Annotated in this window: 10 protein-coding genes; 1 reads left to right on the forward strand and 9 read right to left on the reverse strand. The window is 65.5% G+C overall.

Translation table 11 applies throughout. From position 1 onward, the window contains the following. Positions 1 to 200: 200 nt before the first annotated feature. From ACVJ19_RS20385 to ACVJ19_RS20425, 9 genes are all read right to left on the reverse strand, one after another. On the reverse strand, positions 201 to 1,289 hold the full coding sequence (locus ACVJ19_RS20385) for a mandelate racemase/muconate lactonizing enzyme family protein (protein ID WP_453950769.1): 1,089 nt from the start codon (positions 1,287 to 1,289) through the stop codon (positions 201 to 203). Positions 1,290 to 1,466: 177 nt separating this feature from the next. Beyond that, positions 1,467 to 2,660: a M20/M25/M40 family metallo-hydrolase gene (locus ACVJ19_RS20390; protein WP_453950770.1), complete on the reverse strand. Its 1,194-nt coding sequence runs from the start codon at positions 2,658 to 2,660 to the stop codon at positions 1,467 to 1,469. A gap of 67 nt (positions 2,661 to 2,727) precedes the next feature. Continuing rightward, entirely contained in the window at positions 2,728 to 3,972 is a 1,245-nt protein-coding gene (locus tag ACVJ19_RS20395) for an MFS transporter (RefSeq protein WP_453950772.1), read from the reverse strand. A gap of 77 nt (positions 3,973 to 4,049) precedes the next feature. Further along, positions 4,050 to 4,589 carry a hypothetical protein gene (locus tag ACVJ19_RS20400; protein WP_453950774.1) on the reverse strand — a complete coding sequence of 180 codons (540 nt, stop codon included), beginning with the start codon at positions 4,587 to 4,589 and terminating at the stop codon, positions 4,050 to 4,052. 146 nt (positions 4,590 to 4,735) lie between these two features. Continuing rightward, entirely contained in the window at positions 4,736 to 5,104 is a 369-nt protein-coding gene (locus ACVJ19_RS20405; RefSeq protein ID WP_453950775.1) for an avidin/streptavidin family protein, read from the reverse strand. A gap of 16 nt (positions 5,105 to 5,120) precedes the next feature. Next, positions 5,121 to 6,635, reverse strand: a complete 1,515-nt coding sequence (locus ACVJ19_RS20410; protein ID WP_453950777.1) for a CYTH and CHAD domain-containing protein — start codon at positions 6,633 to 6,635, stop codon at positions 5,121 to 5,123. 105 nt (positions 6,636 to 6,740) lie between these two features. Next, positions 6,741 to 6,938, reverse strand: a complete 198-nt coding sequence (locus ACVJ19_RS20415) for a hypothetical protein (protein WP_453950778.1) — start codon at positions 6,936 to 6,938, stop codon at positions 6,741 to 6,743. Continuing rightward, positions 6,935 to 8,065, reverse strand: coding sequence for a PepSY-associated TM helix domain-containing protein (locus ACVJ19_RS20420; RefSeq protein WP_456739419.1), 1,131 nt, complete (start codon positions 8,063 to 8,065; stop codon positions 6,935 to 6,937). Before ACVJ19_RS20420 ends, ACVJ19_RS20415 begins: the two co-directional genes overlap by 4 nt. 21 nt (positions 8,066 to 8,086) lie before the next feature. After that, on the reverse strand, positions 8,087 to 10,321 hold the full coding sequence (locus tag ACVJ19_RS20425) for a TonB-dependent siderophore receptor (RefSeq protein ID WP_453950782.1): 2,235 nt from the start codon (positions 10,319 to 10,321) through the stop codon (positions 8,087 to 8,089). Between the two features lie 186 nt (positions 10,322 to 10,507). Between ACVJ19_RS20425 and ACVJ19_RS20430 the strand changes: the two genes are divergently transcribed. Then, the gene (locus ACVJ19_RS20430) at positions 10,508 to 11,221 is read left to right on the forward strand and encodes a TetR/AcrR family transcriptional regulator (protein ID WP_453950783.1); all 714 of its coding nucleotides are present in this window, start codon (positions 10,508 to 10,510) and stop codon (positions 11,219 to 11,221) included. The last annotated feature ends 66 nt before the right edge of the window (positions 11,222 to 11,287 follow it).

The raw sequence follows: 11,287 nt of genomic DNA on the forward strand, positions 1-11,287 counted from the left end.
GAATGCCTCGCGTGCAGCAATGCGTACGGTGATTGCTGGTGCAGACCGATCGCGCCACGCGCTCCGCTTCACCTCTCCCGCTTGCGGGAGAGGCCGGGAGAGGGCTCGATCGTCATTGGGGGTCTCGCTGCGGAGGCACCCTCTCCCCAACCCTCTCCCGCAAGCGGGAGAGGGGGCGCACCTCCGGCCGCGGATCCGCCCTACGCCACCAGCTTCGCCAGGCCCTTCCAGTCGAAGCCGATGCCGTGGCCCGGCCGCGACGGCGCCAGCGCCTTGCCATCCTCGAGCACCAGCGGATGCTCGATATAGCTGTCCAGCCCGAAACCGTGCGCCTCGAGATACGACCGGTTCGGGCAGGCCGCGAGCAGATGCACGGTGATGTCGTGCGCGCCGTGGCTGGTGACCGGCAGGTTGAAGGCCTCCGCCAGCCGCGCGATCTTCATGAAGGCGGTGACGCCGCCGCAATTGGTGACGTCAGGCTCGGGATAGGACACCGCGCCACTGGCGATGTAGTTCTTGAACTCCCACAGCGAGCGCAGATTCTCGCCCGCCGCGATCGGCACGCAGCCCTCCTGCATGATGCGGACATGGCCCGCGACGTCGTCGGGGATGATCGGCTCCTCGAGCCAGGTGAGATCGTAGGGTACGAACGCGCGGGCGGCGCGGATCGCTTCCTCGACCGTCCACTTCATGTTGGCATCCGCCATCAGCGGAAAGCCATCGCCGAGATGTTGTCGCATGGCGGCGACGCGGGCGACGTCGGATTTGAGGTCGGGCCGGCCGACCTTCATCTTGATGGCGCGAAAGCCCTTCGCGAGATTGCCGTCGGTCTGCTTCAAGAGCGCCTCGACGGAGAGATCGAGGTCGATGCCGCCGGCATAGCAGGGTACGCGCGCATCGAACCCGCCGAGCAGGCGGAACAATGGCAGCTTCGCGCGGCGCGCCTTCAGGTCCCACAGCGCGATGTCGAGCGCCGAGAGCGCCAGCACGGCCGGCCCGCCGCGCCCGCCGTAATGCAGCCCCCACCAGACACGATGCCAGATCGCCTCGGTGTCGTCGGCCTCGCGCCCTTCGACCAGCGGCGGGATCTCGCGTCCGAGGATGTCGGCGGTCGCCCCGCCGTTGCGCCCGACCGTATAGGTGTAGCCGACGCCTTCAGCGCCATCGGCATCGCGGACGCGGCAGGTGATCAGCTCGAACGCCGCGATCTCGCCATGCGTGGAGTCGGACAGCGTAACGGGGAGGGGGATCCGGTAGAGTCCGGTCTCGATGCTTGCGATGCGTGCCATGTGGCCTCCCTGTGTTTTCTTCTTCTTCTTCGTAGGGTGGGTTAGCTGGCGGCTGCGCGAAGCGCAGTCCGCTGGCGTAACCCACCTCTTTATTCTTCGCGTGGGCAGAGACGTGGTGGGTTACGCCGATCGGTTTGCGCTTTCGCGCAATCCGCACGGCTAACCCACCCTACGGACTCATCTCATCGTCGCAAGCTGCAGCGCCAGCGCGCAGGCACGATCATATTCGTCGAGATTGATCCATTCGTCGATCGTGTGCGCCTCGTTCTGCCCCGCGCCGAACGTCACGGTCGGAACGCCGTGGCGCACCATCCAGTTGGCATCCAGGCCGCCATTGGCGCAGCGCACGTTCGGGGTGCCGCCCACGGCCGACACCCCCTCGATCGCGCGTTTGACGACCGGCAGGTTCTCCTTCATGCGGAACGGATAATAGTCGGTCTCGGCCTTGAACTTGACCTTGCCGGACTTGCCTTGCGCGTTGGTCACCTTCTTGGCCGCCTTGTCGAACGCGGCCTTGTAGGCCTTGGTGATCTCCTTGAAGAATTTTCCGTCATGGCTGCGGCTTTCGCCGCGCACATGCACGTAGTCGGTGACGACGTTGGTGGCATCGCCCGCGGGGCGGCCTTCGCCGCCGGTGACGGGGCCGACATTGCTGGTGCCTTGCTGCTTGCCCTTCACCACCTTGCCGAACCAGCCGCCGGCCTTCACGTCCGCCAGCGCGAGGGCCATGATCATGGTCGAGGAGATGCCGCGCTCGGGTGCGACGCCCGCATGCGAGGCGCGGCCAAAAATCTCGACGGTCCAGCGGTCGGCGCCGACGGCCCCGATCACGACGTTGGAAGCCGAGCCGCCGTCATAGTTGAACGCCATTACCGGCGAGCCGAGCTCGTCCAGCTTGACGTGGCGCGCGCCATAGAGCCCGCTCTCCTCGCGCACGCAGAACAGCAGCGTGATCGGCGGATGATCGAGCTTCTGTTTTGCCAATTCGGCCGCCAGCGTCACCAGCACGCCGCAGCCGCAGCGATTGTCGCCGCCGAGCGCGGTCCTGGCCTCGTTGACGATCTTGCGTCCGGATTTCTTGGGTTTGGCGCCGGCGCACAGCGGCACCGTGTCCATGTGGGTCATGAACATGATCCGCGGCTGGTTGTGCAGCGTGCCGCGGCCGGGCAGGTCGACGATGAGGTTGCCGGTCTCGGTCGGCACGGGAATGCGCGTGTTGGCGTCGTCGAGCCGGATCGCCTTTGCCGGCACGCCGGCCTCCTTGAGCGCGGCGGTGAGCTCACGCCCGATCGCCGCCTCCTGTCCGGTGACGCCCTCTACAGAGAGGAAGCGCATGAGACGATCGGTGGCGGCTTTGTGGTCGACAGGCATGGACTGGAATTCCCTTGATGCAGATAGCGGCGCAGCATCTCCTGCGGCTTTGCATTTCGCAAGGGGCTCAGACAGGCCGTGTGTAGATCAAAAAGATCAGCACGCCGAACGCCAGCGCAGCCGCCATGAACAGCAGCACGGCCGGCAGCCCCGCGAGCGCCGCCACCGCGCCGGTGACGGACTGCATCAGCGCCGTGCCGAGAAAGAAGGCGAGATTGACGGCCGCGAGTGCCTTGCCTGCGACCTGCGCGTCGACGAGTTGCCTGGACATGCCGAACAGCAGCGGCTGCGCGGAGGTGAAGAGCCCGATGAGCACGAACAGTGCCAGATCGTAGGACGGCGGCATGACGGTCACGCCGAACAGCCATGCAACGGCAAAGTGCGGCGCTCCCAGTGCCATCAGCGCGAGCAGCAGCGCGGCGACCGCGTGCGTGCCGGCAACCAGTTCGCGACGGCGGCCGAGCCTGCGATCGATCATGCCGACGATCAACGGCCCGGCGATCATCGCCAGCGTGAACGCGCCGAGCTGGTTGCCGGCCTCGACCCGCGTCAGTCCCTTGATCTCCATCAGCCATGGCCCGCCCCACAGGCCGCGCAGCACCAGCGTGCTCGCCAGCGACACCAGCGCCAGCGCGATCAGGCCGCGCAGCGGCCGCGACAGGCCGAGCCTTAACACCTCGATCATCTGCGACAGCGGCGAGGAGTCGTCCTTGTGCTCGGCCGGCTGGCTCGGCACCAGCACGAACACCGCGAGCGCGACGAGGACGCCGCCGATCGCGGAGATCCAGAACCCCGCCCGCCAGCCATAATGCTCGATCACGAAGGCGAGCGGGCTCGACGACAGCAGCATGCCGATATTGCCGATCGAGAGGATGGCGCCGGACCACAATCCGAAGCGCGCCGCGGACAATTGCTTGGCCGCGAGCGTCATCGGGCACATCAGCATGCCCGAGGTCGCGACGCCCAGCATGAGCTGTCCGACGGCAAAGCTTTCAGGTCCCGTCGCGAACCCCGAGGCCACCGCGCCGAATACGGTTCCTGCCAGCAGACCGAGCGACACCGGCCGCACGCCGAACCGGTCCATCGCCGCGCCGACCGGGATCTGCGAGGCTGCAAAGGCAAAATGATAGACGGAGGTCAGGCTCGCCAGCGCCTGCGGCTCGATGCGGAAATCCGCCGCCATCAGGTCGAGACTGACGGCCGGAATCGTGCGCAGCAATGTGGAGAGCATGTGCCCGCAGGCGAGTGCCACGAGCGCGAAGATCAGCGCGCGGCTGGCATCGCCCGCGTCGTCGGTGGCGGCAGTCCCCATCAGCGTTCCGTCCCGGCAATTTTCTTGTGGCGTTACACGATCGGGACGACCGTGCCAAGCCGGAGCGATGGCCTCGTTCACCCGACTCGCGGATTCACCACCGCATAGCCCCGCAACGATCGCGCGTGAATGCGGGTGGCCCGGCCTCCCGAGTTGCCGTCATAGGCCATCCACACGTCTCCCCCGACATGCTGCTCCAGAACGAAGACGTGCCCGTGCCGCGCGGCGACCATCCCGGGCGCGGGCGACGTCCGCGGAAAGCGCAGCCAGTTGGAAGCCAGATTCAATCCCGGCACGATGTGGCCGAACACGCGGATCGACGCCGCGCATCCGCAGAAGGAGCGCGGGCAGCCGGAAGGGCGGCCGCCGACGACCTGGGCTGCGCCTTCCGTCGTCGCAACCCGCATGACGGCAACGCGTCCCGTCACCTCTCGCGGCGCGCGAAGTCGCGATGCCGTCGTGCGCATGTTCGAGCCGGAGAAGTCGCAGGGCATGATGACGTTGCACTCGGGCGGCGCCGCGAGGAGGGATCGAGCGGGGCGTGCATCGGCGGTGCCCGATGAAATCGCGACAATGCAAGTAAAGGAAAACGCAAACGCAACATGACGGCGGCGCATCGCAGGTCTCCAGGTTCATGAAGCCTGCCCCGCCGCAGAGAAGGAACAATCCTGGACCAAAATACGACGGCGAACCCGGGTGGAATGAGGCTATTCTGTGACGTTCTTTAACGTAAGTTAAGTGAACGCCGGCCGGACGCCGAACCCTATGTCCGCTCGAAAGTGTCGACGTTGGTTGTCACCGCACGCCACCAGTTCAGCGGCTTGAGCTTGGCGGGATCGCCCTCGTTGGCGGCAATCAGCGCCTGGTCGGCGACCACGAACCAGGCGGTCTCCATCTTCCCGTGGCGCAACAGTCCCGCGTACGAAACGACGCGGTCGCCTGTCGCAGACGAGCCCACGGCGACAAAGCCGATGCAATTGCCCCGATGAAACCCGGTGACCTGCACCGTTTGTCCATAGAAGCCGCTGTCCTCGAGCGCGGTCTCGAACGTGCCTTCGATGCGCTCCTCCGTCTCGCTGATGATGCGAAGGATGGAGCCGAACTGATTTCGCCAACTGCCGACCCATGACATCCCGGTTCTCCCACGGTCACTTGCCCGGCGCGACCCGCAGCCGGTGCAATCGATGCAGCTCCCTGGCGGCGTCCTTCATCAGGCCGTGCGCCGCCTCGCGCTCCTGGCCGACGATGAACCCTGAAGCAAAAGCCTGCGCGCGCCGGTTCGCCGGCGGCGCCGCCAACGCCGCCTCCGTCGCCAGCTCGCGATGCGTCATGAAGTCGTTGAGCGATCCCAGCGCGGATTGAATCGTCTTCAGCCGGCCGGAGAGGCCTGCGAGCTGCTTGAAGTCGCGATCGCTGTAGAGGCTCCTGAAGAAGTCGACGGCGTAACGGATCTTCTTGATCTTGATCCGCAGCTTGTGACGCTGTCCAGGGTCGAGATCGTTCAGATCCTTGCCCTGCTTGCGCGCGTTCCTGATCCGGCGGTCCAGCATTGCGGCGGCGTAAGCAGCAATCGACTGGTCGTCACCGGCGCGGGACTGTCCGGTTTCGATCCACTCGATCACGTCGATCAGCAGGCGGCGGTAGCGGGGCGATTCGACGGCCTCGCGGGCGCGCGCAAAGGCGGCCCTTCGCTCTGCGGAAAACTTCTTGGCGAGCGCGCGAGCGCCGCGTTTCGGGACGGCTTGGCCCGCGATCGGCCGAATGCTTTCATTGAGGAATACATCGATCTCGCGCGCCGGTGCCAGCTCGCCCGTGAGCCATTTGAGCTCGGCCTTGATCCGCTCCGTGCTGGCGCGCGGCAGGATGTCGGAGAACAGCGAGATCGCGGCCCGCAAGCGCCGCAGGCCGACGCGCATCTGGTGGACACCTTCCGAATCCATCTCCCGCACCGGATCGGCATTCGCCGTGATCTGGCGAAGCGTCGAATGCGCGATCACGCCGAAGGCGTTGCGCGGCGAGAGCTCGCATTTCAGCTCGATCGGTTCGGCGTACTGCGCGCCCGCGCCGTTTCCCGTCACGAGTTGAAAGCCTCGCTCGGCTTTCGAGCGCAGATCGAGCTCGGCGCCCGTCCTGCGTTCGAGATTGCGCGCCAGTCGGAACAGATCGGCGACCTGCCCGGACTTCAATTCCAGCTCGAGCTCGGCGACCGGCCGCGAGCGCCGGCCGGCGCCGATGCGGCCGCGGTCGACGGCGAGCTCGATCTGGCTCCGTCGCACCCGCCTTGCCTCCGTGGTGCGATGGACCTCGGTCTGGAACACCGGCCGCAGCTTGCGCGGAAGTTTCTTGGACGCGAGGTCCGCAAGAGGCGTGTTCTTGATCTTCCTGAAGTCGGGCTTTGCGCCTGCGACCTCATGTTCCCATTCGCCGCGTGTCACGGTTCCGGAGCCGCCGGCCTTCACGGTCTGCACGTAGTGGTCGCCAACCTTGCGGACGCGGAGCGTGAGACCATGTCGCCTGAGCTTCTGCTTGCTGGTGTCGTAATAGGTCGACACCAGCGCCTGCTCCGACCGGTCGCCGCGTCGTCCGTTTGAAGCGCTGGCGCGCAGGACGGATGACAGCTTTCGCGGCGCAAGGTGGAATTTGAGTTCCGTTTCGGCATTCATCGGGCATGCTTCCGTTGCCGATTCAAAGTGGAGCCAGCGCGGGAAGTTCCGTGTGCAACGTCGAATTCCGATGCGGGCAGTGCGGAGAGCGGACCGGACGCGGTGTCAGGGTTGCTCGGGCGGCAAAAGGCCGCGGACGAGATAATATCCGCTGCACAGGCAAGGCACCGCCAGCGTCACCCACGAAAGGAGCCACCAGATGCTCCCTTCACCGATCAGGGCCGCGAGCAGACCGAACAGCGTCACGAGCGCCAGCAGCGCCGGGATCGCCCAGGGCGCTCGCCTTGTCCGGCCTGTCGTCATCGGGCGGGCTCAGCCGGGGCTGCTCCCACGGCGTCGACGACAGCAGAGCCCAAGCGCCATTTGGCGAGCCAGAGATACAGGCCGCTGATCAGGATGATCATGGTGACGATGTCGAGGATCGCCCAGATGATCTTCAGCGGCAGTCCGCCGTAGTCGCCGAAATGCAGCGGCTGCGACACGAACAGGGCTGTCGCGTACCACGGCATGTCGCGAACGGCGACGACTTCGCCGCTGGCCGCATCGATGATGGCCGGCTTGAGGATGCGGCTCGTGAGCGGCGTATTCCCGGTCAGGAACGCCGCGTAATGCGTGGGCGTTGAAAACGGGCTGCCCGGAAAGGCGAGCGTCGTGACCGTCATTCCCGGCACGGCCGCGCGGACCCTGGCGAGCACCAGGTCGACCGGAGCCCTGCGATCGCCTTGCGCCCGTCCCCTGTTTTGCGCCGCCATGTCGATCAACTGGTTCGACTGCCACATCAGCTCGATCGGCGCCGCCAGCGTATTGATCACGCCCGTCAGCGTGACGATGCCGAACCAGGCCAGGGTGATGATGCCGAGCAGATTGTGCAGGTCGAGCCAGCGCAGCCGGCTGCTGCGCCGCTTGCGTATCTCGCCGAACCCGCGGCGCCGCGCGAACGGCCCGTACAGCACCATGCCCGAGACGATCGAAGCGGCCAGCAACAGTCCCATGCCTCCGAGGAACAGCGTGCCCTTGATACCGGCAAACAAATCGGCATGAAGCCGCAGCATGACATAGATGAAGCCCTCATTGGGCTGATCGACGCTGAGTGCCTTGCCGGTTCTGACGTCGAACACCTTGTAGAAGAAGGTGTCCGGAGCAGACGTCATGCTGGCGGCGGTCGGTATTTTCACGATCGGTTTCTCGCGATCGTAGAACAGATACGGCACGACCTCGCCCGGCCGCTCGGCGAGCGCCTGGGCGATCATCGTGTCGACGGACGCGCGGATGCCGGATTCGGCGACCTCATCGATCGCGGGATTTGGTCCCAGCTCCTCGTGAAAGATGAGGGGCAGCCCCGTGAGACACAGGAGCAGCGCAAAGATCGTGCAGATCAGGCTGCTCCACTTGTGAATCCAGGACCACCACCGCAGCCGTCTTGCTGTCATGGCCGGCACCGCGTCATGCGATCACCACCTGTAGCGCAGGCCAGCGAGCACGAGCCGGCCGTTTCCGAACTGGCAGTAGAAGTTGGAGCTGCAGCTGGTGTAGTAGCTCTTGTCGAAGAGGTTGGTGACGTTGAGCGTGACCTCCGCGCCCTTCCAGGCGCGCACGAGATTGACGAGGTCGTAGCGTACTGCGGCGTCGAACACGACATATCCCGGCGAAACCAGGCTGTTGATGTCGTCGCCATAGCTCGGGCCGACCGAACGCACGCCGCCGCCGATGGTCAGGCCGGCGAGGCCGCCGGTGAGAAAGCTGTAATTGGCCCACAGCGATTCGAAATGTGTCGGCACGGCCTGCGGGCGCTTGCCGATCGCCGCAAGGTCGGTCGATCGGGTGACCTTGGTGTCGAGGAAGGTCGAGGCCGCGACGATCTCGATGTTCTCGGTCACCTTGCCGCGCGCTTCCAGCTCGACGCCGCGCGAGCGAATCTCGCCCTGCTGCACGCTGACGCCCGGCACGGCCGACGGCGTCAGCGTGTTCTGCTGGCGCAGATCGAACACGGCTGCGGTGAACAGCATGTCGGCAAAGGCCGGCTTGTATTTCAGGCCGCCTTCATACTGCTCGCCCGTCGTGGGCACGAAGGGCAGGCCGCCGGGCCCGACACCGATGGTCGGCTCGAACGATGTCGAATAGCTGACGTAAGGCGCCAGACCGTTGTCGAAGAGATAAAGGAGACCGGCGCGATAGGTCTGCTTGTCGCTGTCCTGCGACTGCCTCGTCGAGGAGATCCGATTGTCGGTGTTTTGCTCCGTCCAGTCGTGCCGTGTGCCGAGCGTCAGGCGGAAGCCGCCGAACTTCATCTGGTCCTGGACGTAGATGCCGGTCTGCGACAGCGACTGGTCGTTGTTGATGAACGGGAACAGCGTTCCCACCGGCTGATAATAGGCGGGGTTCACGACGTCGAGCGAGGTCGCGGCGCCGAACTGATAGAGCCATGAGCTGCGCATGTTCTGCTGGTCCCAGCCGGCGAGCACGGTGTGCTCGACGGCTGACGTCCTGAAGTCGAAGCGCAGGCGATTGTCGGCGGCGATGCCGTCGGCGCTCTCGGTGGACCGGATCGCCGCGCGGGGGATCGTGCCGGCCGCGGTCAGCGGGCCGAACATTTGAAGCGACTGGAAGTCGGTATCGACCTTGGAGTAGCGCAGTGCCGAGTGGAAGCTGACGACGTCGTTCAGGCGGCGGTCGAACACATAGCCGATGCCCGATTGCTCGCGGTCGAAACGATCGAACCCGGGGTCGCCGATGTTCAGATTGCGATTGAGATACGGCCGGTATGCTGCCGGCGCCAGCGATTGCGGATAGAGCGAGTTGAAATAGCCGCCCTTGGGATCACGCTGATAGAAGCCGGATACCGTCAGCTGCGTATCGGCGTCCGGGCGCCACGTGATCGCCGGCGCCACGCCAAAGCGCTGCTCGTCCACGTCGTCATAGCGCGTGCCCGACATCCGGCCGATCGCGCTGATGCTGTAGAGCCATTGATGCGCAGCATCCAGCGAACCCTGGCTGGTGATACCGCCCTGGATGCGGCCGTAGCTGCCGCCTTCGATGCGCACCTCGTTGTAGGGGCCATCGCTCGGCTGGCGGCTGACCAGATTGACGAGACCACCGGGGCTGATCTGCCCGTACAGGACGGCCGAGGGACCCTTGATGACCTCGATGCGGTCGAGCAGGAACGCATCGATTGACGTCACCGCAAAAGCCTGTCCGCGGGGCAGCTTTAATCCATCCAGGAAGCTGACGAAATTGGTCGACACGCCGAAGCCGCCGATGCCGCGCAGGAACACGCTGTCATAGCGCGTGGTCGCGTCGCGTTCGGAGAGGACGCCCGCCGTGTATTGCAGGGCGTTGCCGACGGTCTGCGGATTCTGCTCGTCGATCTGCCGGCGCGTCACCGTGGTGACCGATTGCGGTGTCTCCAGTACGGGTGTGGACGTCTTCGTCGCCGTCGACTGGCTGGTGGCAAGCACCCGGTCGCGCGTGTCCTGCCGGCCTGTTGCGGATGTCGCCGCCGGAGCAGCCGGTGCCGTCGGATTGCTCCTCGCCCGGGCGCTGCGCCGCGTCGCGGCCTGTTGACGCTGTGATGTGACGTTGCGTGCCGCCCGTTGTGCTTGCGGTGCGTCCACCGTGACCGGCGGCAGCGCGGAGCCTTGCGCAAAGGCCGGCACGTCGAACGCCAGAAAAGCGGTAGAACCAAGCAAAAGCGCCGCACCTCGCAGAGTCCGCTGCGATCCCCCGGTCATTCCCATTTCAAAACCCCACCCAAAATCTGCGGACCGGCTTAAAACAAAACGGGACGGAACTGTCCAGTTATGTGGTTGGCATTTTCGAGTATTTAGAACTATTAAAAGTCCAGCGGATGATTCCGGGGCCGCGCAGGGGAAGGCATGAAGACGGCAGTGAAGACCGGCAGGCGCGGCAGGACATCCGCCAAGGCATCCGTCAGCAAGCGTGCCGGCCCAAAGCGGGAAGGCCGTGGCGGCCGGCCGACCAAGGCGGAAGCGCAGGCGATCGAAGACCGGATCCTTGCGGTTGCCGCAGAATTGTTCGCCAGGGACGGCTATGCTGCGACATCCATGGAGCGCGTCGTCTCGGAATGTGGCGCCGGCAAGGATACCATCTACCGGCGCTACCCATCGAAGCGCGCGATCTTCGATGCCGTGCTCGAGCGGAGCCGCCGCCGCATCATGGCGCTCCTTGCCGATCTCCAAGTCAGGCAGTCGGGTCGGAACAGCCTGGCGCAGCTCAAGGAGCTGGCGAGCTGTCTCCTCGACATCAATCTCGATCAGGAGCTGGTGGCCTTCAAGAGGATCGCCGCGAGCGAGATGATGGTGGCTCCCGGAAACGATGCCGAGCCGGCGCCGGATGCCATCATGTCGCTGCTGCGGGCGTCCGTGACGAAAGCCCAGGCCGATCAGCACCTCGTCTCGGGCGACACGATCTTCCTGACCGACTTTCTCATCAACAGCATCATCGTCGGCCCGACCACGCTGGCGATGTTCGGATTCAAGCCGCTCGCCTCGGCCAGGGAGCGGAAGCTGTATTTCGAGAAGTCATGGAAGCTGTTTCTTGGCGGCGCTGCCGGACGGCAGGACAGGTGAGGGCTGTCATGTCGCCTTGACGGTCCTGGCAGGCGATAGAGCGAGACAGCACCGCCGGCCAGGACA

The organism is Bradyrhizobium sp. USDA 376 (assembly GCF_054063675.1).